The sequence below is a fragment of the Enterobacter sp. ECC-249 genome, from assembly GCF_043965265.1.
GTDB lineage: Bacteria > Pseudomonadota > Gammaproteobacteria > Enterobacterales > Enterobacteriaceae > Enterobacter > Enterobacter quasiroggenkampii.
Map to the genome: position 1 here is coordinate 2009544 of NZ_CP143660.1, position 24642 is coordinate 2034185.

A 24642-nucleotide genomic window follows, 5' to 3' on the forward strand; every position below is an offset into this window, starting at 1 on the left:
CGTAACGAACCGATAATGCTGTGCCTAAGGCATTGAACGCTAAAGAAGGAGAGAAACCATGCAGTTTTCAACAACGCCAACCCTGGAAGGGCAGACAATTACCGAGTACTGCGGCGTGGTCACCGGCGAAGCGATTCTCGGCGCCAATATCTTCCGTGACTTTTTTGCCGGTATCCGCGATATCGTGGGTGGCCGCTCGGGTGCATACGAAAAAGAGCTGCGCAAAGCGCGCGAAATCGCCTTCAAAGAGCTTGGCGAGCAGGCGGAAGCCCTCGGCGCGGATGCGGTCGTCGGGATCGATATCGACTACGAAACGGTCGGCAAAGATGCCAGCATGCTGATGGTGAGCGTGAGCGGTACGGCGGTGAAAACCCTGCGATGAGGCGTTCGTTTGCCACGCTCCTGCTGGCGCTGCTGCTGGCAGGGTGTGCCGCCGAAAAAGGGATCATCGACAAAGGCGCCTACGAGCTGGATACGCGTCATCAGGCGCAGGCGGCTTACCCGCGCATCAAGGTGCTGGTTATCCACTATACCGCAGATGATTTTGACAGCTCGCTGGCCACGCTGACGGATAAGAACGTCAGCTCTCACTATTTGATCCCGGCTAAACCCCCGGCACCGGACGGTAAGCCGCGCATCTGGCAGCTGGTACCCGAAAGCGAACTGGCCTGGCATGCGGGCATCAGCTTCTGGCGCGGCACCAACCGCATCAATGATACGTCTGTCGGCATTGAGCTGGAGAACCGTGGCTGGCAAAAAACGTCGGGCGTTAAGCATTTTACGCCGTTTGAGCCTGCACAAATTGCGGCGCTGGTGCCGCTCGCCAAAGACATTATTACCCGCTACAACATCAGGCCTGAAAATGTGGTCGCTCATTCGGACATCGCGCCGCAGCGTAAAGACGATCCAGGCCCGCTGTTCCCGTGGCAGGCGCTCGCCATGCAGGGCATTGGCGCATGGCCCGACCCGGCGCGGGTGGAGTTTTACCTGAACGGCAAGCCGCGCGATGAGCTCGTGGAGCCGAAGGTGCTGCTCGATCTGCTGGCGCGCTACGGCTATGAGGTGACCGATAACATGACGAACGCACAGCAGAAGCGCGTGATCGTCGCGTTTCAGATGCATTTTCGCCCGGCGCGCTGGGACGGCGTGGCCGATCGCGAAACGCTGGCTATCGCGGAGGCGCTGTTAGAGCGCTACGGACAGGGGTAATCCTTCGGGTTACCCGACTTCGCTTTTACAGGGTCTACTTTTGGACATATTTTTAATCACATTCACGCCGTAAATGTTTTATAGTTTCCTCAGTCGAAATTACTCGCAAACGTGGTTGACAATATATCAGCACGATAAATAAGAAATAGGGATGTGCTAACGCCTTAGCTTTACTTTACATTTGTTAAATGGACTACGCATATATGCGCTGTGATTGCACACGTTCACCTTTTTCAATTTAATATTAACAGGTATAACTATGTTAAGTATCTACAGTAAAAATAGCCGTCCACAAGCAGAACTTGATGCCCTTATCGCGGCGACTGAAGGTTTTGAAGAAAGAACCTTACGCAAATGGCAGCGTATCAGTACCGAGAACAGCGAATATATTCATTTTATCGTTAGCGGTGAAGTTGAATTCCGCCGCGAGTCGGATGAACTGTGTATGTTCACCTTACAGGATAAATGTATTTTTGGTCTCTCTTCTATTTATTATAACTCACCGCATATGTACGGCCTGGTTCGTGCCAATGCCGTAGTGCGCACCATTAAAAAAGATGACTTTGTCCGTCTGATAAGCGAGAAAAACCTGTGGGAAGCCTTGAGTAAAGTTCTTTCCTGGTACGTTTGTCTGCTCAGCAAGCGTGACGAAGTGCTGGTAGCCCGCAGCGCGTACTCGATTGTTCGCGAGTTCTTGCTGGAAATTAACGAACTGATTGTGCACCATCAGCGCGATATCAATATTTACGACTATATTCAGGAATATACCAGTCTGGCCCGGAGTACGATTATTAAAATCCTCGCCGACCTGAAAAAAGGTAATTATATTCAGGTTAATAAAGGCCGTCTTATGCATTTGTCGGCACTGCCGGAGAAGTATTAACTGCTTTTATCTCCTTTTTAACTGAAAGGGGGACTATGTTTCAGTAAATTATTTGCCTGCGTTCCTGCCGTGGTTTCATCCACTGGGGGCGCGGGCATTTTCCCCTGCGAATAATCTTTTTCCTGCTCTTTTAACGCCTTCATCAATAATGCCTTGATCGCCCCGTCATCAACTGTCTGACCGGTATTATCCCGATCGGGGATAGCAGAATTGTTCACTTCTGTCCCTTGCAATGGATCCCGGGAAATATCATGCGGCATTTCACCGTCGGGCGCCTGCTGCCAGTCGGCATCGCCGCTATCAACGGGCATCTCCTGCAGCGGCGGCATCTCTTTTGACACCGGTTCTTGCTTTTGTTCAGGCTGCGGGAACGGTTTACTGACATAGACATAATGCATATCCGATAGCTTCGTTTCTGGCTTAACGGCGCTAGCTTTGATTGGCTCAGGTACCGGATGGCGCAGATCCCAGTAGAGATGAGCGTAGAGTCCCGCTGCGATCGCCATCACTATTCCCACCATCCATATCAGGGTGGCACAGACCACTTTTTTCATCGAGGGGCGCCGGTAAGAAAACCAGACCGGTGCGTTCAGGGTATGGCTGCGCTGGGCAGCCAGAGTAATCGTCGACATTATGAATGCATCTCCTGCGCGGTGGGGGTCGCAGATATATTTGCGGACTGAATAAGTACGCTTGGCGTAGTCCTGGTTTCACGCATTAACTGCATCAATGTATCTTCACCCGCAATCCCGTCCACATGCAGATGCATTTTCTGCTGAAACTCGCGGGTGCGTTGCATCAGTTCGGCCGTCCACGCCTTTGTGTGGATTTCGGGCAGATTCAGCGCCAGGCTATGCTGCTGATCCATCCAGCCCAGATCTTTGGCGCTGCTTTCGGCGCTCACGGCATCTTTCCCCTGCGGCGTAAGGCGGTGCAATTGGGTGTAATTGCCCGTTGCATGCTGGGTAAACCAGCTGCGGCTCACCTGCCAGGTGCGATTATTCATCAGCAAATCCAGCGAGTTATCATCTACTCTGGCCACCACGGCATAGTTCAGGTGATCGCCTGTTTTGATCTCGCCGATCCACGGGTAACCCTCTTTTGCCAGCTCCTCGACCGGAGCGTTGCCCTCCTTACACATCAGGTTGACCCTCCCGGCGTTCTGGCAGACCGCCTCTTCCATCGTGGCGTCATAGCCCCACATGGTATAGAGCTGATGCATCGCATCGGGCTTATTCACCACTTCATTATCAATAACCGGCACCGCTGGGGCGTTGGTTTTTGGCGCCTGCGGTTTCCAGCTTGCCATTACGGGCAGCTGGACCGGCAGTCTGGCGGTAATGGTGGGCATCAATGCCCAGCCGCAGGCGGCAAACATTACAGAGGCAAAAAGGCCCATGATGGCAAGGCGTTTACCCTTCGGTTTCGCAGGCAGAACTTCTCCTGCGGCGAGGCGCAGATGGCGCGGCGATACCTGCGCTGAACGCTCGGTCCAGGCGGCTAGCATCGCAAGGTGCGCCAGCTCGTTAATTTTGCCTGTCTGTCCTTTGGTCAGAACATGCATCTTGCGCACGCGGGCCCGGGTGAACGGCGTCGCGTCGCTGCCATGCGCTTCACACTGGGCCTGAACATAGCTCAGGGACTCGCGGCCGGTGAGGGGCCGGAGCGTGTGATGCGTATGAAGAGATTCACGCAACCCGGACTGCTGGAGGGTAGCTTCCTGGTCGGCCGATCCCATCAGCACAACCGACAGAGGCACATCCAGCTCCTGCGCGCGGGTTAACAACATGGACAGTGCATCATGGCAATTCGCTTTCATCGACTGAATATGCGAAATGACCAGCACTTTACGTGTGGTTTTGCAGGACAGCATCTCCTCCTGCCACTGACGCAGCACGCGATCGATTGCCTGGATCCGGGTTTTGCTCTCTTTAGTGGTGGCGTTGAGTTTATAGAGCAGACCGCTGGCGCTGAGTTTCGGGAAAGCGTTAACGGCAAGCAGCGTGCCGTCATGCTTTTTCAGCGCATCGCAAAACTGTGAGGTGAGATAGCTGTCGTCGCTAAAGAGCGCAGTGACGCCTGTTGTCTGGCACTTCTCTTTCAGCAAACCGAACACATCCTGATGATATGGAACAAAAAAATCACCTGGCATTCGGGTGATAGCCCGGAAAGGCTGGGTAGTGAAATTAAAATGGCGCATATACATAGCGTATTACCGTCTCTTTCATTCTTAACAAGGAGCCGGAAAAGTAAAGGAGACAGGCGGAAGGGGCAATTTAATTGCAGGATAAAAATATTCTGTCTGCGCATCTATCATAGGTTTTTTTAACGATCAATATTTTTCTAAATTATTGTTAGCGGAAGTGCGAATGGGCGGGAGCGAGGAAACACATTAGTATTTACATCACTCACTCATACAGCCCTGCGCTGTGAATTACTGACTGGCAGAAAGGCTCGTTAAAAAATGCGGATGTCATTTGTTACTCAATTGATTATGCCCTGCGTCATGTTTGTGCTGCTTATTTTCTGCGGCCAGCAAGGGTATATGGTTTATAAAGATTATAAGAAAGTGACGAACAGGTTGTCTGATTCAAAAAAGAATATGCACAAAAAAAGTCACGATGAAACTCAGTTTGTACTTTTCACGCCGGCGGTGATGCCAGCGAAACAGCCAGCGGCGGTGAAAAAGCCGCTCAGTGCCGAAATCGAAGGTATTCTCAGCAGCGATGAGGCCTGGCTGTCCTTTGCGGTGATAAAAACCCCCGCCGGGCAAAAGAGCTATCGCGAGGGCGAAATGCTCGCTGGTTTTGACAATGCTTTTATTGCCGAAATTCATCCTGATAATGTTGTGGTGAATTATGAAGGCGCACCGCAGGTTATTTCACTTAAAAAACCAGACTATTTCAAAGGCGGCGTTGACAGCGCCCCGGTAACCAAATCGAAGAAAGATGCTGGGCTGGATAATCTGCATCTGGATGATTATCTGGTGTTAAAACCATTAATCGAAAAAGGCCAGCTGGAAGGCTACAACATTAATCCACGCAATGCGTCGCCTTTCTACAGCCATGCTGGCCTGGAAAAAGGTGATGTGGTGGTAAAAGTTGACGATGTGGATATGACTAAAGAGGCGCAGGCAAAAGAGCTCATCGCCCGCTGGTCAAAAATGAAAGAAGCGGATGTCGTTATTCGGCGTCACGCTCACCTTGAAAATATTCGGGTCAATGTTCTAAACAATTAATAAGTGTACAGACATGAAGAAATTTCCATGGGCGTGCGTAGCGCTAACCGCATTGTCGTTATATTCTGGTTCGCTGTTCGCGGCGAACTTTAGCGCCAGTTTTAAAAATACCGATGTCCGCGAATTTATCGATACCGTCGGGCGTAACCTCAATAAAACCATTCTGGTCGATCCTTCCGTTCAGGGAACGGTGTCGGTTCGCACCTACAACGTACTGACGGAAGATGAATATTACCAGTTCTTCCTGAGCGTGCTGGATCTCTATGGTCTGTCGGTGATTCCGATGGATAACGGGATGGTGAAAGTCGTGCGCTCTTCGGTGGCGCGCATGTCGGGCGCACCGATTGCCGACAGCAAAAACCCTGGCAAGGGCGACGAAGTCATCACCCGCGTGGTGCGAATGGAGAACGTCCCGGTACGTGAGCTGGCCCCCCTGTTGCGTCAGCTGAACGACGCCTCCGGCATCGGCAATGTGGTCCATTTTGAACCGTCAAACGTGCTGCTGTTAACCGGCAAAGCCTCGGTGGTTAACCGTCTGGTGGATCTGGTGCAGCGTGTGGATCAAAGCGGCGTCCAGCGCCGTGAAATCGTGCCACTGCGTTTTTCCTCGGCCAAAGAGCTTTCTGACATGTTGAACAACCTCAACAACGAAGAGCAGAAAGGTCAAAACGCCCCGCAGCTGTCGACCAAAGTGGTCGCCGACGATGAAACCAACAGCCTGGTAATCAGCGGCAGCCCGGACGCGCGTCAGCGCACCCGAATGCTGATCTCCCAGCTCGATCGCGAGCAGAACAACGAGGGCAACACCCGCGTCTTCTACCTGAAATATGCCAACGCCAGCAAAGTGGTGCCGGTGCTGACGGGGATCGGCGAGCAATTGAAGGATAAAGTTGGCGGTGGCAAGAGCAAAGCCGCGCCGATGGCAGGCGATCTGAATATTTCCGCCGACGAGTCTACCAATTCGCTGGTGATCACCGCCCAGCCAAACGTCATGAATTCGCTGGAAAAAGTGATCGACAAGCTGGATATTCGCCGTCCTCAGGTACTGGTGGAGGCGATTATCGCCGAAGTTCAGGACGGTAACGGTCTGGATCTGGGCGTGCAGTGGACAAGTAAACACGGTGGGGTTCAGTTTGGTTCGACCGGTCTGCCGATTAGCCAGATCAAGAAGTCAAAAGTCATTGGCAGCTATACGGGCCTGGCGACCGGTTTCTTTAACGGCGACTTTGGCGCGCTGATGACGGCGCTGTCCACTAACGGCAAAAACGACATTCTTTCGACACCGAGCGTGGTGACGCTGGATAACAAAGAGGCGTCGTTCAACGTCGGTCAGGATGTACCGGTACTCTCCGGTTCACAGACCACCAGCGGCGATAACGTCTTTAACTCGGTGGAACGTAAAACCGTCGGTACGAAGCTGAAAATCGTACCGCAGATCAACGATGGCGACATGATCCATCTGAAGATCGAGCAGGAAGTTTCCAGCGTGGATAACACCTCGACGGCCGATGCCAGCCTGGGTCCAACGTTCAACACCCGCACCATCAACAACGAAGTGATGGTCCACAGCGGGCAGACGGTGGTGCTGGGTGGTTTGATGGAAAACGTCACCAAACAGTCGGTCTCGAAAGTACCGTTGTTGGGCGATATTCCGGTGGTAGGTCAGCTGTTCCGCTACACCTCCCAGGACAGCGCCAAACGTAACCTGATGGTGTTTATCCACACTACCGTACTGCGCGACGATGACAACTACAGCGCGGCGTCGAAAGAGAAATACGATCAGATCCAGGCGCGTCAGCAGCAGCGTATGGAAGAGCATAAGCTGGGCATCGTAGAGAATTCTGATTCACCGATACTGCCAGCCTATCCGTCGCAGAGCCGCGCCGCGCCGGTAAGCACCAGTGCGCCGGTGTCGTCCCGCAACCCGTTTAAAGAATAAGGCGCAAGCGACATGACCGAGATGAGTAATGCGCTCTGTACCAGCACCTGGGCGAAAGAGAACGGGGTCCTGTTCTATAACGACGAGGTTTATATCCGCGAGGATGCGCAGGCGTATGCTCTGCTGGAGATGCGCCGCGTGCTGGGGCGCTCCTATGCTCCGACGATCCTGACGGCGGAAGCGTTTGACGAACTGCTGACCAACATCTGGCAGCAAAACAGCGGCGTCTCGCAGCAGCTGGTGGACGACATGGACGCCGATATTGACCTGATGGCGTTAACCGAGGAGATCCCTGATAACGAAGATCTGCTCGATAACGACGAGAACTCGCCGGTGATCCGCCTGATCAACGCCATTATGGGCGAAGCGGTGAAAGAGGGGGCTTCCGATATCCATATCGAGACCTTCGAGCGCACCCTGAGCATTCGTTTTCGCGTTGACGGCGTGCTGCGTCCGGTGCTGCAGCCGGCGCGCAAGCTCGCGCCGCTGCTGGTGTCGCGTATCAAGGTGATGTCCAAACTGGACATCGCCGAAAAACGTCTCCCCCAGGACGGTCGTATATCTCTGCGCATTGGTCGTAAGGCCATTGACGTGCGTGTCTCTACTATTCCGTCTCAGTACGGCGAACGCGTGGTAATGCGTCTGCTGGACAAAAGTAACCTTAAGCCGGACATCAACAAGCTCGGTCTGATTGACGAAGAGCTGGTGAAGCTAAAGGGACTGATTGAACGTCCGCACGGCATCATCCTGGTGACCGGCCCGACCGGTTCGGGGAAAAGTACCACCCTGTACGCACTGCTGTCGGCGCTTAACGGTCATGAACGCAACATTCTGACCGTGGAAGATCCGATCGAATATGAACTGGAAGGCGTAGGGCAAACCCAGGTTAACCCGCGCGTGGATATGACCTTTGCACGCGGGCTGCGCGCCATTCTGCGCCAGGACCCGGACGTAGTGATGATCGGGGAAATTCGTGACGGCGAAACCGCGCAAATCGCGGTACAGGCCTCGCTCACCGGTCACCTGGTGATGTCCACGCTGCACACCAACAGTGCCGCGGGCGCCATTACCCGTCTGCGTGATATGGGGCTGGAGTCATTTTTAATTGGTTCGTCGCTGCTTGGCGTCATTGCTCAGCGTCTGGTGCGTCGGCTGTGTCCGCACTGTCGCACGACCAGTCCGCTGGATGACAATGAGAAAGCGCTGTTCACCTTTATGGAAACGCCGCCGAAAGCGATTTATCGCGCCGTGGGCTGTGAACAGTGTCGCCAGAGCGGCTACCAGGGACGCGCAGGCATCCATGAATTTCTGGTGGTCGACAGCGCCATGCGCCGTGCGATCCATGAAGATAAAGATGAGATGTCCATCGAAACGCAGCTTTTCAAAGAGGCCTACAGCCTGCGTGAAAACGGTCTGCTGAAGGTGATCTCCGGCGTGACCTCGCTGGAAGAGGTGATGCGTGTCACCGCCGAGCGCGGAGGGGATGCGTAATGGCCTGGTATGCGTGGTCCGCGAAGGACGCCGCGGGGAAAACCCAGCGCGGCACCCTGCAGGCCGAAGGGCCAAAGCAGGTGCGCCAGATGCTGCGCGAACAGAAGCTGATGCCGGTGAACATTGCGCCGACCAGCGATCCGGCGGCGGGAAAAAACGCCCGTAAAGGGGCAAAACTGTCGATTCCGGTGCTGTCGATGTTTACCCGACAGCTTGCGACGCTGGTTAATGCCGCGCTGCCGCTGGAGAGTGCGCTGAAAGCGATTGCGAAGCAGACGGAAGATAAAACCCTGGCGGCGATGGTGACCGAGATCCGCGACAAGATTGTGGAAGGTCACACGCTGTTCGACGCCTTCAGCCAGTTTCCGCGCAGCTTCGACAAGCTCTACTGCACCCTGGTGATGGCCGGTGAAAAGACCGGTCATCTCGGTGGCGTACTGGAAAAGCTCGCCGAGTACAACGAGCAGCGCCAGAAGATGAAAAGCAAGCTCACCCAGGCGATGGTCTACCCCATCACCCTGACGGTGGTGGCGATCGCGGTGATCTCCATTCTGCTGGTCGCCGTGGTGCCGCAGGTCATCGACCAGTTCACCCACATGAAACAAGAGCTGCCGGTGACCACCCGCACGCTGATTGCGGTGAGCGACTTTTTACAGGCCTGGGGCATCGTTATCGCCAGCGGCCTGTTCGGGGCGTCGGCGAGCTTTAAATTTTGGATAAAAATAGAAAAGAACCGATTTGTTTATCATCGGTGGCTGTTGCTAAAGTCACCGCTGAAAAAACTGGTCTGCGCCATCAACAGCGCGCGCTACATCCGTACGCTGAGTATTTTGCAGGCCAGCAGCGTTCCGTTGCTGGAAGGGATGTACATCGCAATGGACGGGATTGAAAACCTCTATGCCCGGCAGGTGCTTGAACAGGCGGCGGACACCGTGCGTCAGGGGGCATCCCTCTACAACGCGCTGGAACAGGCGAGGATTTTCCCACCTACCATGCTTTACATGGTGGCTTCCGGGGAGGAGAGCGGCGAGCTGGGCTCGTTGATGGATCGTGCGGCGGAAAACCAGGAATCTGCATTACAGCATCGAATTACTTTAACGCTGTCGGTATTTGAACCGGCACTGGTAGTAACTATGGCGACCGTTGTTTTATTTATCGTTCTTTCAATATTACAACCGCTTCTTCAACTTAATAATATGGTGGGTTAATCATGTCTTTGAAAAAAAATAGCCTGAAGCGTCAGGCGGGATTCACGCTGCTCGAATTAATGGTGGTTATCGTTATTCTCGGTGTGCTGGCCAGTATGGTTGTGCCTAATTTAATGGGCAATAAAGAAAAAGCCGATATTCAGAAAGCGACCAGCGATATTGTGGCGCTGGAAGGTTCGCTGGATATGTACAAACTGGATAACCATCGCTACCCGACCACCGAGCAGGGGTTGCAGGCGCTGGTAACCAAACCTGAAATTGCACCCATTCCGAAAGGCTACCGTGACGACGGCTATATTCGCCGCCTGCCGCAGGATCCATGGGGCAATGACTATATTCTGGTCAGCCCGGGTGAGCATGGCGCTGTCGATATTTTCTCAGCCGGTCCGGATGCAGAAGCAAATACTGCCGACGATATCAGCAACTGGTCTTTTGATAAAAAAGATAAGTAATGAATAAGCAACGTGGATTTACCCTGCTGGAAATTATCGTGGCGCTGGTGATATTCGCCCTGAGCGCCATGATGGTGGTCACTACCATTCCATCACGCAGCGGCGCAGATACATTTGGTCAGCAGCTAAAATCCCTCGTTGAATATGGTTCTGACCGTGCGGTAATGGACGGAAATATCGTCGGGCTGGTCATGACCTCGTCAGAATTTGAACTGGTAACACAGGTTGGAAATAACGGTGAACGCCACTGGGCACCGTTAAAGTCGGGGCGGATCGCCACCCGCGGCGAGTTTCCTGAGGAGATGCATGTCTCCCTCTCATCGCGAACGCTGGCGGCCACGCTGGACGATGAGCCGCAAATCATTTTTTTGCCGGACGGCGAGCTTAGCCGCTTCACGCTCAGCCTCGAAAGCCTGGATAAAAAGCAGCGCTTTCACGTGACGTCACAGGGCTCTGTTCCCGTGGTGGTGGAAAACGATGACTAAACGCAAAACCAACGAGCAGGGGATGACCCTGCTGGAAGTGATGGTGGCGCTGGTGATTTTCTCCACCGCGGCGCTGGCGCTGATGAACTCCGTCACCCTGAACGTGCGCTTTACCCACAGCCTGTCGGAAACGCTACAGGCCGGCTGGGTGGCGGAAAATCAACTGGCGCAAGCGCAGCTGGCTCAGGCCGATTTCCCGGATGCCGAGCAGGAGGGTACCGAAACCATGGGCGGACAAACCTGGACATGGCATATCCAGCGGGTGAAAACCGCCGAAAATACCTTTGTCGATGAGGTACGGGTTTACAGCGAAGGAAGCGATGCGCAGCCGGTGGTGGCGCTTCAGCTCGCCGAACCGGAGGTGAATCGTGAGTAAGGTGCAGCGTCAGCAGGGCTTTACCCTGCTGGAAATTATGATTGCGCTGGCTATCTTCGCGGTGATCAGCATTCTCGCTTGGCAAATTCTCGACGGCGCGATGCGCACCTCGACGGCCAGCGACGAGGCGGCGACAAAAGTGACAGCGCTTCAACGCACGTACAACCTCCTCTCGCGTGACTTTTATCAGCAACAGGCGCGCGCGCCGCGCAACAGCGGCGAGGTGTTCGTCCAGCAGCAGAATGGTGTGGAAATGACAACCCTGAACGGCATCAGCGGTCAGGTGCTGCTGGAGCGGGTGCGCTGGACCTTAAAGGACAAGCGCCTGTGGCGTAACGTCTGGGCTGCTATCGACGGTCCCGCCAGCGCGCAGCCGGAAGAAGTGCCGATTCTGAACGACGTGAAAGCGATGAAATGGCGCTTCTGGCACGAAGGCTGGCAGGAAAAATGGACCGACATCGCCCATCAGCCTGATGGCGTTGAGCTGAATCTGACCATGGAAAACGGGGAAACCTGGCGCTGGGTTTTTATCACTCCCGGCGATATGCCTGAGATCCAGACCGCACCAAAAGAGACGAATGCGGACCCGGCACAGCCGGCAGCGGAGAATGCGGCCCAGCCCGTAACCACCCCGCAGACCGATACGGCAGTACATCCTGGAGTGAGTTCATGAGCGGCAAAACAGCGCGAAAAGAGCGTGGCGTGGCGCTGCTGGTGGTGCTGATCCTGCTGGTGATGATGTCCGCCCTGGCTGCGAAAATCAGTCAGCAGTTCTGCCGACACCTGCAAAAAACGCATTATCAGGTCAGCCAGCAGACGCTGCGCTGGGCCATTGCCCGTCAACAGAAGGTACTGGAAAACGTATTGCAGAAAGCGGCCAGTTCAGAAGGGGCGGGGCTGTCGCCGCGAGGTGACTGGGCGCAGCCGCTGGAAACCCACGGGGAAAATTACACCGTGGTGAGTCAGGTGGAGGATGCCCGGACCTGCTTTAACGTCAATAGTCTGCTGGCCGTTGACGCGGCGCCAGCGGCGCCGGCCGACGCCACTGCGCTGCCGGAAAAACCGGTCAAAGAGCAGATTATCGAACAACTGCTGACAGAAAGTGGCGTCGGGACGCTGGCGGCAGAAGAGATTTACCAGCAACTGGTTGATTATCTTGACGCCGACAACGTGACGGCGAAACAGGGCCAGGAGGCCGATGTCTGGGCGAGCGTGACGCCCGCCCGCGGTCCGGCGAATCAAATGATGCGCACCATCAACGAAATCAGACTGCTGCCCGCCTTTCCGCAGGCCGCGTGGCCGAAGGCCAGCAAGCTGCTGTGCGCCTTGCCGGATACGGATGGCACCATAAACGTGAATACCTTAACACGCGAACAGGCGCCGCTGCTGGCGGCGGTTTTTACCGGCGTGTTAAACACGGACGACGCTGCACGCCTGATCGATTCACGCCCGGAGGAGGGGTGGGCGTCGCTGGAGGCATTCAGCAAAGTGCTGGAGAGCAACTATCCGCAGACCAAAGATATCCTGGCGCAGATTCAGGACAGGGTTGCGGTCAACAGTCGCTATTTTCGGGTGGATACCACCGGCAATACCGATGATTTAACGCTGCGCGTCGTCAGTCAGATTCACGTTGACAGTGAGGCTGGCAAGGTCGTGACCTGGCAACGCCGCTACCGAATGGTTGAATAAGATAAGTAGAAGATAATGAAAAAGGTGCTTTTTATTCGTCCCGATACCCGTGAGGACGGCAAAATCTGGTGGTGTGAATCCGGTAACGATCGGGTGGAATATCTGACGGGCTGGAGCGCACTGAGCGAACTTTCCTGTCACCCGCTTTCTCAGCAGGTGTGCCTGTTGTTGCCGGCGAGCGAGACGATCTTTCGTCATTTTACCCTGCCGAAAAAAGGGCTTTCCGCCCAGACGGCACAGTTCTCGTGGATGGCGGAAGAGACGCTGCTCGGCGAGGTGGATACGCTGCACTGGACGGTGCTGAACAAAAAGGGGCCGGAAGTGGATGCCGTGGCCATCGACGCTGAACGTCTGCGCCACTGGCTAGAGCTGTTCGCTCAGGCGGGGCTCACGGTGGCCCAGGCGCTGCCGGATGCCTGGCTGCTGCCGGTGAGCGAAGGGGGCACTACGCTGGCGAGCCTGGAAGAGAGCTACTGGCTGCGTTTTTCCCATGGCAGCGCTGGCGAAGCCGATACGGTTCTGCTGCCGCTGCTGTTGAGTAAATGCCCGGAGGGTGAGGTGTGCTGCTACGGCGATGCGCCGCAGGGGGTACAGGTGGATGAACAGCTGGCGTGGCAGCATCCGCTGGTGCTGATTCAGCCCCAGTGGCAGGGCTGTCGTATCAACATGCTGCACGGGGAGTTTTCCGGACGCAGCGCCACCGGTCCGCGTTTTCGCCACGCCAAAACGGCTCTCGCGGCGGCGGCGCTGCTTTGCGTCGGCCTGCTGATCGGCCCCCGCGTTGGGATGGCGTGGATGCTCACTCATCAGCAAAACGAGATCCACCGGGAGATGGCCACCGTTGCGCAGCACTATTTCCCGACCCTGCGCCAGACCAGCAACCTGAAATACTACGTCGGGCAAAATATTAGCAAGGCGAAGAAAGGGTTCTTCCTGCAGCTCGAAGCGCTGAATCAAATCAGGCAGTCATTGCCGTCTCTGGAAATCAATAACGTGGAATATGACGAAACGCAAAATCAGCTGACGTTGAATGTTAAATCCATGGATAAACAGGCCCTGCTGGATTTTGTCGCCCGCAGCGCCGAGACCTTTGAATTTACGATGCAGCCGATTTCCGGCGAGGCGCCTTATACCGCCATTATTACCGGGAGCTATAAATGAAAACGCAAATAGCCCAGTTAAAAAACCGCTGGCAAAATTACAGTCCACGCGAGCGTAATTTATTTAAACTCTGTGGCGGAGCACTCTGCTGTGCGATGGTTTATTACGGCGCGATGATGCCGCTCGATACACTCATCAAAAATAACGAGGCCGTGTTATTTAAGCAGAAGCAGACGCTGAACTGGATGCGTCAGGAAATTGATAAAAACCATCTCCAGTCCAGAGTGGTCAATACCCCGAACCCGCGCAGCGTGGTGGAAGAAAGTGCCAAAGTCGTGCACGTCGCGTTGACAAACATGCGTCAGGAAGAGCAGTCGCTGACCTTTGATGTCGAGCGCGTCAGCGTTTCTGCCCTGCAAAACTGGCTGCGTGAGATGAACGTCTCTTCCGGTATACATCTGGAGAAACTCGCGTTAACGCCGGTGGATCGTCAGAGTGACGTGAAAGCGCATATTACGCTGAGCTGGGCGGAAAGCGCATGAACCCGCTAATGCTGTTGCAGGAGGCGAATCTGCCGGGGCTGAGCGTCATGAGCGGAGCGCTGGGCGCGATCATCGGCAGTTTCCTGGGCGTAGTGGCGGAGCGTATTCCGCCGCTGGTAATGGAAGAAGAGGGGGCTGGCAATCTGCTGTTTCCCGCCTCTCACTGCCCGGAATGCCACCACGCCCTGAGCGCGTGGGAAAATATTCCCATCATTAGCTGGTGTGCGCTGCGCGGTCGCTGTCGCCACTGCCAAAGCGCGATTCCGCTGCGGCTGCTGCTGGTGGAAGTCTGTAGCGCTCTCTTCTTTGCCGCCAGCGCCGCGCTGGCGCCGTCGTTTTTGGCGCTGATCGCGCTGTGGGTAATGTGGAGTCTGCTGCTGCCGCTGGTGGTGATCGATGCGCGTCATATGCTGCTGCCGGACTGCCTGACCCAGCCGCTGCTGTGGACGGGGCTGATGTTCCATGCCCTGTTCCGTACGCTACCGTTGACCGATGCCATCTATGGCGCGGTGGCGGGATATCTGTCGCTCTGGCTGGTTTACTGGGCATTCCGCCTGCTTACCGGCCGGGAAGGATTAGGTTATGGTGATTTTAAGCTGCTGGCGGCGCTAGGCGCCTGGTGCGGCTGGCAAGCGTTACCCTCTATTGTGCTGATCGCGGCGCTGGGGGGCATTATTATGCATTGTCTGCTAAAGCCCTTTGAGAATAAAAATAACCTTATTTCCTTTGGCCCCTATATTGCTTTTTCCGGGCTGGTTGTATTTATCGCGAAAATTTCACCTCTCATCTTTTAAATAATGCAGTCAAGTTTTTTCTGAAGTTTTTTCATCGAGGGAATGAAAGGCGAAAATAAATTCCCTACTGTATTCTTCCCAACGCAATAAAAAGTTGTCGAAGGTTTTATGAATGGAGGGAAATACAGCGCAATAATAAGTAAAGTCTTTCGCGAACCAGAAACGTTCACGATTAATTTATCAGTAAATAACGTTTGTCCATGTTAATGGAAAAGCATGGGTATTTAATTTCACAAATCGTATTATCAGGATCAAATAATGAAATTTCTGAAGCCTAAATATCTGGCACTCTTCGTTGCAGCGGCTGCAAGCCCGGTGTTCGCAGCCGTGCCAGGTAAAGCAACTATCGCCAGTGGTAATGATAAATTTGCCATTGTCGAGGTTGATCAGTCTGCTACTGCTTACAACAGCCTCGTCAAAGTCCATGATGGCGCCGATGTTAAAGTGCAGTGGGATGTCTGGAGCGGCGCGGCGCCGACTTCTGCGAAAGTGTTGCTCGACGGCAAAACCGTCTGGACCGGTGCAGGCAGCATGTCCGGCACGGCTACTTTTAAAGTGAAGAAAGGCGGTCGCTACCAGGAAACGGTTGAACTCTGCAATGCCAGCGGGTGCAGCACCAGCGCCAGCAAACTGATTATCGTCGCGGATACCGACGGTAGCCATCTGCTGCCACTCAACACCACCATGCAGGAAAATAATAAAACCCTTTCTAAGCACACCGATAAAGTGGTCGGTGCCTATTTCCCTGAGTGGGGCGTTTATGACCGTAATTTCCCGGTGGATAAAATCCCGGCGGCTAACCTTAACCACATTCTGTATGGCTTCATTCCAATCTGCGGCGGCGACGGCATCAACGACAGCCTGAAAACCATTGATGGCGGTAACAGCTTCGAAGCGCTTAAGCGCGCCTGTGCGGGGCGTCAGGACTTCCAGGTGGCGATTCACGACCCGTGGGCCGCGTTGCAGAAACCTCAGGCTGGCGTAAGCGGCTGGGACGATCCCTACAAAGGCAACTTCGGCCAGCTGATGGCAATGAAGAAAGCCAACCCGGGCCTGAAAGTGCTGCCGTCTATCGGTGGCTGGACCCTCTCCGATCCGTTCTTCAAAATGCATGACAAAGCGATCCGCGATCGCTTCGTGGCTTCCGTGAAAGATTTCCTGAAAACCTGGAAATTCTTTGACGGCGTGGACATCGACTGGGAATTCCCGGGCGGCGGCGGTCAGAACGAAACGCTGGGCAACCCGCAGCAGGATAAAGAGACTTATACCGCACTGATGCGCGAACTGCGCACCATGATGAATGAACTGTCAGCCGAAACCGGCCGTACCTTTGAACTGACCTCAGCAATCGGTTCTGGCAGCGACAAAATTGAAGACGTGGATTACACCACTGCCCAGCAGTACATGGATCACATCTTCCTGATGAGCTACGACTTCTACGGCGGCTGGAGCAACACCGAGCTGGGTCACCAGAACGCGTTGCGCGCACCGGCGAACAAACCGGATACCAACTACACCACCGAAAACGGCGTGAATGCGCTCCTCGCGCAGGGCGTACAGCCCGGCAAAATTGTCGTGGGGACGGCCATGTATGGTCGCGGCTGGACCGGCGTTCACGGTTACAGCAATAACAACCCGTTCACCGGCACGGCAACGGGCATGGTGAAAGGGACCTGGGAACCTGGCGTGGTTGACTATCGTCAGATCGTTAACGAGTACAAAGGCAAAGCGGGCTGGGAATACAACTATGATGCTACCGCTGAAGCGCCGTATCTGTTTAACAAAACCACCGGCGATCTGATCACCTATGAAGATGCGCGTTCCGCAACGGCGAAAGGTCAGTATGTGCTGGCGAAAAACCTGGGCGGTCTGTTTGCATGGTCTATCGACTCCGATACCGGAGACATTCTGAACGCGATGAATGAAAGCCTGACAGGCGGTGGCGCTGCGCCGGTTGATCCGGTGGTGACCAACCATGCGCCGGTGGCGACTGCCGCTGACCAGAGCGTAACCGGTCCGGCGACGGTGACCCTGGATGGCTCGGCTTCCACCGATCCGGATGGCGATGCCATCACCTACAAGTGGACGCAGATCTCTGGCCCGTCGGTGACCATCACCAACAGCACCAAAGCGAAAGCGACCTTCAACGTTGCCGCTGTCACCAGTAATCAGACTCTGGCGTTCCGCCTGACGGTCACTGACGCGAAAGGGTTGAGCAGCACCGCTGACGTCCAGGTCTTGAACAAAGCGCCGAAAGCAAACCAGGCGCCGGTCGTGAATCAGATGGAAGCCGTGACGCTGGAAGCGGGCCAGAGCTACTCGCTGCACGCTCAGGCTAACGATCCTGATGGCGACGCGCTGACCTACTCCTGGAGCGTTCCTGCGAATATGCAGGCGACAGGCGCAGACACCGCGAACCTGAACATCACCGCGCCGGACGTGGATGCGGAATCAACTTACACGCTGACCGTGGTGGTAAGCGACGGCAAGTCCAGCGTACAGACTAACGTACAGGTGACGGTAACGCCTAAAGCGGCGGAAACGCCGTCTGACGAAGGCAATACCCCTTCCGATGAAGGCCACACGCCGTCTGACGAAGGTAACACCCCTGCCGATGAAGGCAACACGCCGTCTGACGAAGGTAATACTCCATCCGATGAAGGCAATACGCCGTCTGACGAAGGTTCTGCCACCAATAGCTGCGATAAGCCTGTTGACGCCAACGCCAGTAAATACGCTGCCTGGAGCGCAAGCAAGGTTTACAACGCCGGCAATACCGTCAGCTTCGACAACCTGGTCTGGAAAGCAAAATACTGGACTCAGGGCAACCAGCCGGGCTTCGGTGTGGATGCATGGGAGCTGGTAAGTCAGGTGAAATTCAACTGGCGCTCCGACGTGGTCTATAACGGCGGCGACACCACTACCTACAACGGTTACACCTACACCGCAAAATGGTGGACGAAGGGTGATAAACCAGGTAGCAGCGATGTATGGGTGAAAAAAGGCCCTGCGGCTGACTGCAAATAAGTCACTGCCATAACGATGCGGGTAAGGAACTTGCCCGCTATTACGGTCCACGTCCCGCGACGGACGTGGACCGTAAATCAGGAAACAGAGCAATAAGCGCGTAAGGAGACAATGAAAAAGAGCCGGACTGAAAATGAAAACGTTATTTTTATTGTTGCTGATAATAAGTCATAGCGTCTTTGCCAACTGCTGGGATAAAGCCGCCAGTTATTATCATGTGGATCCCTATCTGTTGTATGCCATTGCGAATGTTGAATCGGGAATGAATCCCAACGCGATTGGACAGAATCATGATGGCACGCGTGATGTCGGCCTGATGCAGATTAACAGTTCACATTTTTCCGAGCTGGAGCAAAAAGGCATTAATGAGTACCGGTTAATTACCGAGCCCTGCACCTCAATTATGGTTGGTGCATCGATATTATCCGGAATGATTAAAGTTTATGGCTATAACTGGGAGGCGGTCGGCGCCTATAACGCGGGGCTGAAAAAAGAGAATTACGCGCAGCGCATGGTCTATGCCCGTAAGGTCTGGAATAAATATCAGAAGTTAAAACGTAGCACCCGTAACCGTTATTATTATTGATTTTTGTTTTTTGAAGAGTACCAACTGGTGTTCTTCATAAAACGAAAACTGCTCCCTGGTTTATTTATTAAATGATTAATAAATAAACCGCGAAACAAATTAGCTTTTATTGACCCTTAATTTAATTAAGAGGACCATTGATATGAACAAAAGAACATTACTCAGTGTTCTTATTGCGGGCGCATGCGTTGCACCGTTTATGGCTCAGGCAACCCAGCTGCAGGCCAGCAGCGAACCTTACACCGTTAAGGCCAGCGATCTGCAGAAGAAAGAGCAGGAGTTGACCAACTTCCCGCTGATGGCTTCAGTGAAGTCAACCATCCGCACGCTGGACAACAGCCTGGTGGAACAAATTGAGCCGGGTAAATCGACAAACCCGGAAAACGTCAAGCGCGTGGAAGGGATTATCAAGGCCAGCGACTGGGAATATCTCTTCCCACTGCGTGCGCCGGAATATACCTACAGCAACTTCCTGAAAGCGGTCGGTAAATTCCCGGCACTGTGCCAGACCTATACCGATGGTCGTAACAGCGATGCCATCTGCCGTAAGTCTCTGGCAACCATGTTCGCGCACTTTGCGCAGGAAACTGGCGGCCACGAGTCCTGGCGTCCGGAAGCCGAGTGGCGTCAGGCGCTGGTTTACGTGCGTGAGATGGGCTGGAGCGAAGGTCAGAAGGGCGGCTATAACGGCGAATGTAACCCGGATGTCTGGCAGGGGCAGACCTGGCCGTGCGGTAAAGACAAAGATGGCGATTTCGTTAGCTACTTTGGTCGCGGTGCGAAACAGCTCTCCTATAACTACAACTACGGCCCGTTCTCTGAAGCGATGTACGGCGACGTCCGTGTACTGCTGGAAAAACCTGAGCTGGTGGCGGACACCTGGCTGAACCTTGCTTCCGCGATCTTCTTCTTCGCCTACCCGCAGCCGCCAAAACCGAGCATGCTGCAGGTTATCGACGGCACCTGGCAGCCGAACGCTCACGATAAGGCGAATGGTCTGGTACCGGGCTTCGGCGTGACCACGCAGATCATCAACGGCGGCGTGGAGTGTGGCGGCCCGACTGAGATCGCCCAGTCTCAAAACCGTATCAAATACTACAAAGAGTTTGCTAACTACCTGAAAGTGTCTGTTCCGTCTAACGAAGTGCTGGGCTGCGCCAACATGAAGCAGTTCGACGAAGGCGGTGCCGGCGCGCTGAAGATCTACTGGGAACAGGACTGGGGATGGAGCGCGGATACCCCGTCAGGCCAGACCTACTCTTGCCAGCTGGTGGGCTACCAGACGCCATTCAGCGCCTTTAAAGAGGGTGACTACTCCAAATGCGTGAAGCATTTCTTCAATGTGAAGGTGGTGGGTGAAGACGGGACTTCCGACGGCGGCAGCGTCACGCCAGCCCCGACGCCGACCCCTGTCGACCCGGCGGACGAAGGCAACACCACGCCGGTGCCAGACGATAACACCCCGGCTCCGGACGATAATACGCCAGCGCCGGTAAACCATGCGCCGGTAGCAAAAATCGCCGGTCCGGTGGGGGCGGTTGAAGCGGGTAAATCTGTTTCTCTGAACGCGTCTGGCTCAACTGATGAAGACGGTAACCACCTGACTTATACCTGGACGGCTCCAAACGGCCAGACCGTAAGCGGCGAAGATAAAGCGATTATTACCTTCAATGCACCGGAAGTGGCTGCGGCGACGCAGTACCCGATCAAACTTACCGTCAGTGACGGCGAGCTGAGCAGCACCACCACCTATACGCTGAACGTGCAGGCTAAGCAGACCAACGGCGGCCAGACCGGGACTTACCCGACGTGGACCTCCAAAACCAAATGGAAAGCAGGCGATATCGTTAACAACCGCGGCCAGCTGTTCCAGTGCAAACCTTATCCGTACAGCGGCTGGTGCAATAACGCGCCATCCTACTACGAGCCAGGTAAAGGGATTGCATGGCAGGATGCGTGGACTGCCCTGTAATCACCAAAATGACAAACGGCAACCTTCGGGTTGCCGTTTTATTTCCCATCGTAAAATGCAGAAGCAGATCTATCGATGAAGCTTTCCGTGATCCCGCAGCCACGCCGCCGTACGCATAATCCCTTCATCCAGCGTCACGACCGGTTTATATCCCAGCTCGTTCTCTGCCCGCGAAATATCCAGCGTGAAATCAAAGTTAAGCTTCGATACGCCGTAATGCGTCAGCGCAGGTTCTTTGGCCGATTTATTGCCAAAACGCTCCATGCTGCGGGCAATCATATCCAGCATTGGGTAAGGGACTGAACGGATGCGGCAGTCGATCTGCAGCTCATCAATTAAGCGCTGCACAATGCTGCGCAGCGTGCAGGGTTCGCCGTTAGTGATGTTGTAGGCGCGACCGGAGATCAGCTTATCGCAGTCCGGCTGGCTTGCCAGCCACATGGCGTGGACGGCGTTTTCGTAATAGGTCATATCCACCAGCGCATCGCCGCCGCGCGGCAGCAGCACGCTGCCGTAGTGGTGCATCATCTGCGCCAGACGCGGAATAAACACCTTGTCGTGCGGCCCGAACAGGCTCTGCGGACGCAGAACCGTAAAGCGGGTATGCGGGTTTGACTGCGCCAGCAGATCAATGACCTCTTCGCTGGCCGCCTTGCTGCGGGCAAACTCACAGGCAAAGCGGGCAGGGCGGAAATCTTCCTGCACGTCACGATGGTGGTGATAATCGAAATAGAGTGACGGTGACGAGATATGAATGAAGTTACGCACGCCCCAGGCAACGGCCCATTCACCCAGACGACGGGTGGCCCGCACGTTGGCGAGATCGAAGGCTTCCTGGGTCCCCCATGGGGAGGTAAAACTGGAACAGTGCCATAGCGTGTCGATACCGGCGAGCATCACCTTCGCCTGCGAGGAGACCAGCTCCGTCAGGTCGGCATGGACGAACTCTGCGCCCATTTTTTGCAGCAGTTTACCCATCGCTTCGTTGCGACCGGTAGCCCTGACGCTAATGCCTTTATTGCGCAGAAATTCGACCGCATTTCGGCCTAAGCCGCTGGTCGCACCGGTAACCAGTACCTTCATAACTATCCACTGTGTTGAAAAGAATTTCGTGCGCATTCTTTCGTGAATTACGGCGCTATGCAATGGGAAAGGTGAAAGAAAGAGAGTTTTATTTAGAACTTTTCCATTTTTTGTTCTGCCCGTTGCGCAATGCGTTTCGCCATGCCCCGGAAGATGAACAGGTGGGCAGGGATCATCAACAGCCAGTAAAACAGGCCCGGCATTCCGTGCGGATGCCACCATGCGCGGACGTCCAGTTCACGATGATCGCCTTTGTCTTTCAGGGTAAAGCAGAGTCGGCCCAGCCCCGGGGCTTTCATGCCGAACAGCAGCGCCAGCTGCTTTTCCGGCTCGACAATGATCACCTTCCAGCTATCAACCGCGTCACCCACCTCAAGATACGGGCGTGCCGGACGGCCTTTTGCCAGCCGGTGGCCCACCAGCAGGTCCATCGCCCCGCGCGTTTGCCAGAGAATATTACCGAAGAAATACCGTTCTTTGCCGCCAATCTGATTCACCACCTCCCACAGCGCGGCCAGGCTGGCGCGGGTTTTCACCGTGCAGCCCGCCTGTTTCGGGTAATAGCCATACTCCGGCCGCCAGCGTGCAAACGCCTGGGCGTCGTAACCCCAGTCGCTGGAGTTCACCAGCTGCTCTTCTTCTTTCAGCGTATTGCGCACGGCATCGTCAAAGCGGATCAGATTCTGGGGAATTAAGGCGCGCAGCGCGCGATCGTCGGCCAGTAAATCGTGCTTAAGCCCCTGGATCAGCGCTTTGGCGGTGGTCGGCGGCACCGAGGTGATCACATTCAAAAACCACACCGAAATCCAGCGGGTCGGGAAGGGGATGGGGATCAGCCAGCGGCGGCGTCCGCTGACGCGCATGAAATGTTCGAACTGCTCCTGATAGCTCAGCACTTCCGGGCCTGCCGCCTCGAGCACGCGGTGTTGCTCTGCCGGATGATCCAGCAGAGCCACCAGATAATGCAGCAGGTTCTCCAGCGCAATCGGCGTGGTGCGAGAACGGACCCAGCGCGGCGGCGTGAGCACCGGCAGGTTATACACCATATCGCGCATCACTTCGAAGGCGGCGGAGCCTGCGCCGACGATAATTCCGGCGCGCAGTTCGGTGACGGGAATAGCAGCGCCGCGCAGGGTTTCAGCCGTCAGATGGCGGGCGCGCAGGTGATTGGACTGCTCGTGTTCAGGTGCCTGGAGTGAGCTGAGAAAAATCAACTGCTTCACCGGGGTTTGCAGCAGGGCATCGCGGACGTTCATCGCCACCTGACGCTCGTGGGCGATAAAATCCCCGCCTTCGCCCATGCTGTGAACCAGGTAGTAAAGCGTGTCGACCTCTTCCAGCAGGGCGGGAAGCTCCCTCGGCCAGTTGAGGTCAACGTTGTGGCAGGTAACGCCCGGCAAACCGAGTTTTTGCAGGCGTTCGGTGTTGCGTGCCGCTGCCAGCACCCGGTGCCCCTGCTTGCTTAACGCCGCAGTGAGATGCTGACCGATATACCCGCTGGCGCCGAGCACCAGAATGCGTTGCGGCACGTGATGATCCTTATCGCTGTAAAAACGCCTGCCAGTGTTTCACCACGTCGGCCAGCTGCTCGCGGTTCACGTCGAGGTGCATCACCAGACGTACGACAGGTGAGGCGTTAATCAGCACGCCACGTGCTTTCATGAACTCACCCAGCGCAGCGGCGCGATCCTCGCCCACGCGGACGAACAGCATGTTGGTGTCGTGGCGCATCACGTCGGCGCCAATCTCGCGCAGCTGCGCCGCCATCCACGCGGCGTTGTCGTGATCGTCCTTCAGACGCGCCACGTTGTTTTTCAGGGCGTACAGTCCGGCAGCCGCCAGAATACCCGCCTGACGCATGCCGCCGCCGGTCATTTTACGCCAGCGGTTGGCACGCTTGATGTAGTCCGCATTGCCCACCAGCAGGGAACCCACCGGCGTGCCCAGCCCTTTAGAGAGGCAGATGGTGAACGAGTCGCAGTATTGCGCAATCTCTTTCAGCTCGCAGCCGTACGCCACCACGGCGTTAAAGATGCGCGCGCCGTCAACGTGCAGGCCGAGCCCGCGCTCGCGGGTGAACTCCCACGCTGCTTTCAGGTACTCGCGCGGCAGCACTTTGCCGTTGTGGGTGTTTTCGAGGCTGAGCAGCCTGGTGCGGGCAAAGTGAATATCATCGGCTTTGATTTTTGCCGCGACCTTATCGAGCGGCAGGGTGCCGTCCGGCGCGGCGTCAATTGGCTGCGGCTGAATGCTGCCGAGCACCGCGGCACCGCCGGCTTCATACAGATAGTTATGCGCGCCCTGGCCGACAATGTACTCTTCACCGCGCTCGCAGTGGCTGAGCAGCGCGACCAGGTTAGCCTGCGTACCGGTAGGCAGGAACAGGGCGGCCTCCTTGCCGCTCTGTTCAGCCGCGTAGCGCTGCAGTTCGTTGACCGTCGGGTCATCGCCGTAGACGTCGTCCCCGACCGGGGCTGCCATCATCTCTTCGAGCATGGCGCGGCTCGGGCGGGTTACGGTATCACTGCGTAAATCAATCATTTCACATCCCTTTAATTTAAGAGGTC

Annotated in this window: 23 protein-coding genes; 18 read left to right on the plus strand and 5 right to left on the minus strand. The window is 55.4% G+C overall.

What is annotated here, in order from left to right:
- The first annotated feature begins 58 nt into the window (after positions 1 to 58).
- From V1587_RS09590 to V1587_RS09600, 3 genes are all read left to right on the plus strand, one after another.
- Positions 59 to 382, plus strand: coding sequence for a heavy metal-binding domain-containing protein (locus V1587_RS09590; protein ID WP_023310944.1), 324 nt, complete (start codon positions 59 to 61; stop codon positions 380 to 382).
- Positions 379 to 1209: an N-acetylmuramoyl-L-alanine amidase gene (locus tag V1587_RS09595; protein WP_371898457.1), complete on the plus strand. Its 831-nt coding sequence runs from the start codon at positions 379 to 381 to the stop codon at positions 1207 to 1209. Before V1587_RS09590 ends, V1587_RS09595 begins: the two co-directional genes overlap by 4 nt.
- Before the next feature lie 259 nt (positions 1210 to 1468).
- The gene (locus tag V1587_RS09600) at positions 1469 to 2092 is read left to right on the plus strand and encodes a helix-turn-helix domain-containing protein (RefSeq protein WP_371898456.1); all 624 of its coding nucleotides are present in this window, start codon (positions 1469 to 1471) and stop codon (positions 2090 to 2092) included.
- A gap of 17 nt (positions 2093 to 2109) precedes the next feature.
- On the opposite strand, the gene V1587_RS09605 is transcribed toward V1587_RS09600, so the two are convergent.
- Both V1587_RS09605 and V1587_RS09610 read right to left on the minus strand, forming a co-directional pair.
- Entirely contained in the window at positions 2110 to 2724 is a 615-nt protein-coding gene (locus V1587_RS09605; protein ID WP_371898455.1) for a hypothetical protein, read from the minus strand.
- Entirely contained in the window at positions 2724 to 4298 is a 1575-nt protein-coding gene (locus tag V1587_RS09610) for a peptidoglycan-binding protein (RefSeq protein WP_395314573.1), read from the minus strand. The genes V1587_RS09605 and V1587_RS09610 overlap by 1 nt, the downstream gene beginning before the upstream one ends.
- A gap of 300 nt (positions 4299 to 4598) precedes the next feature.
- Between V1587_RS09610 and gspC the strand changes: the two genes are divergently transcribed.
- The 15 genes from gspC (at position 4599) to V1587_RS09685 (ending at position 20992) form a co-directional block, all read left to right on the plus strand.
- Positions 4599 to 5330 carry a type II secretion system protein GspC gene (gene gspC / locus V1587_RS09615; RefSeq protein ID WP_371898549.1) on the plus strand — a complete coding sequence of 244 codons (732 nt, stop codon included), beginning with the start codon at positions 4599 to 4601 and terminating at the stop codon, positions 5328 to 5330.
- A 13-nt stretch (positions 5331 to 5343) separates the two neighbouring features.
- A complete protein-coding gene (gene gspD, locus V1587_RS09620) occupies positions 5344 to 7269 on the plus strand; it encodes a type II secretion system secretin GspD (protein ID WP_371898453.1) in 1926 nt (641 codons plus the stop codon).
- A 12-nt stretch (positions 7270 to 7281) separates the two neighbouring features.
- Complete coding sequence (gene gspE / locus V1587_RS09625) at positions 7282 to 8760, plus strand: type II secretion system ATPase GspE (protein WP_023310951.1); 1479 nt, start codon at positions 7282 to 7284, stop codon at positions 8758 to 8760.
- Positions 8760 to 9968: a type II secretion system inner membrane protein GspF gene (gene gspF / locus V1587_RS09630; RefSeq protein WP_371898452.1), complete on the plus strand. Its 1209-nt coding sequence runs from the start codon at positions 8760 to 8762 to the stop codon at positions 9966 to 9968. The genes gspE and gspF overlap by 1 nt, the downstream gene beginning before the upstream one ends.
- Positions 9969 to 9970: 2 nt before the next feature.
- Complete coding sequence (gene gspG / locus V1587_RS09635; RefSeq protein ID WP_029739462.1) at positions 9971 to 10420, plus strand: type II secretion system major pseudopilin GspG; 450 nt, start codon at positions 9971 to 9973, stop codon at positions 10418 to 10420.
- Positions 10420 to 10905 carry a type II secretion system minor pseudopilin GspH gene (gene gspH / locus V1587_RS09640; protein ID WP_371898451.1) on the plus strand — a complete coding sequence of 162 codons (486 nt, stop codon included), beginning with the start codon at positions 10420 to 10422 and terminating at the stop codon, positions 10903 to 10905. Before gspG ends, gspH begins: the two co-directional genes overlap by 1 nt.
- Positions 10898 to 11281 (plus strand): type II secretion system minor pseudopilin GspI, encoded by a 384-nt coding sequence (gene gspI, locus V1587_RS09645; RefSeq protein ID WP_371898450.1) that lies wholly within the window; start codon positions 10898 to 10900, stop codon positions 11279 to 11281. The genes gspH and gspI overlap by 8 nt, the downstream gene beginning before the upstream one ends.
- Complete coding sequence (gene gspJ / locus V1587_RS09650) at positions 11274 to 11954, plus strand: type II secretion system minor pseudopilin GspJ (protein ID WP_371898449.1); 681 nt, start codon at positions 11274 to 11276, stop codon at positions 11952 to 11954. Before gspI ends, gspJ begins: the two co-directional genes overlap by 8 nt.
- On the plus strand, positions 11951 to 12970 hold the full coding sequence (gene gspK / locus V1587_RS09655) for a type II secretion system minor pseudopilin GspK (protein WP_371898448.1): 1020 nt from the start codon (positions 11951 to 11953) through the stop codon (positions 12968 to 12970). Before gspJ ends, gspK begins: the two co-directional genes overlap by 4 nt.
- Before the next feature lie 15 nt (positions 12971 to 12985).
- Complete coding sequence (gspL, locus tag V1587_RS09660) at positions 12986 to 14131, plus strand: type II secretion system protein GspL (protein WP_371898447.1); 1146 nt, start codon at positions 12986 to 12988, stop codon at positions 14129 to 14131.
- A complete protein-coding gene (gene gspM, locus V1587_RS09665) occupies positions 14128 to 14613 on the plus strand; it encodes a type II secretion system protein GspM (protein WP_371898446.1) in 486 nt (161 codons plus the stop codon). The genes gspL and gspM overlap by 4 nt, the downstream gene beginning before the upstream one ends.
- A complete protein-coding gene (locus tag V1587_RS09670) occupies positions 14610 to 15407 on the plus strand; it encodes an A24 family peptidase (RefSeq protein ID WP_371898445.1) in 798 nt (265 codons plus the stop codon). The genes gspM and V1587_RS09670 overlap by 4 nt, the downstream gene beginning before the upstream one ends.
- A 258-nt stretch (positions 15408 to 15665) precedes the next feature.
- Positions 15666 to 18434: a glycosyl hydrolase family 18 protein gene (locus V1587_RS09675; protein ID WP_395314574.1), complete on the plus strand. Its 2769-nt coding sequence runs from the start codon at positions 15666 to 15668 to the stop codon at positions 18432 to 18434.
- Positions 18435 to 18567: 133 nt separating this feature from the next.
- A complete protein-coding gene (gene iagB, locus V1587_RS09680; RefSeq protein ID WP_371898443.1) occupies positions 18568 to 19020 on the plus strand; it encodes a type III secretion system invasion protein IagB in 453 nt (150 codons plus the stop codon).
- Between the two features lie 142 nt (positions 19021 to 19162).
- A complete protein-coding gene (locus V1587_RS09685) occupies positions 19163 to 20992 on the plus strand; it encodes a glycoside hydrolase family 19 protein (protein ID WP_371898442.1) in 1830 nt (609 codons plus the stop codon).
- 69 nt (positions 20993 to 21061) lie between these two features.
- Here the strand turns inward: V1587_RS09685 and V1587_RS09690 are convergent, their stop codons facing one another.
- The 3 genes from V1587_RS09690 to ltaE form a co-directional block, all read right to left on the minus strand.
- Positions 21062 to 22075 (minus strand): NAD-dependent epimerase/dehydratase family protein, encoded by a 1014-nt coding sequence (locus V1587_RS09690; protein WP_371898441.1) that lies wholly within the window; start codon positions 22073 to 22075, stop codon positions 21062 to 21064.
- Positions 22076 to 22167: 92 nt separating this feature from the next.
- Positions 22168 to 23604 carry a DUF2867 domain-containing protein gene (locus tag V1587_RS09695; protein ID WP_395314575.1) on the minus strand — a complete coding sequence of 479 codons (1437 nt, stop codon included), beginning with the start codon at positions 23602 to 23604 and terminating at the stop codon, positions 22168 to 22170.
- Positions 23605 to 23614: 10 nt separating this feature from the next.
- On the minus strand, positions 23615 to 24616 hold the full coding sequence (gene ltaE, locus V1587_RS09700) for a low-specificity L-threonine aldolase (RefSeq protein WP_371898439.1): 1002 nt from the start codon (positions 24614 to 24616) through the stop codon (positions 23615 to 23617).
- Positions 24617 to 24642: the final 26 nt, after the last annotated feature.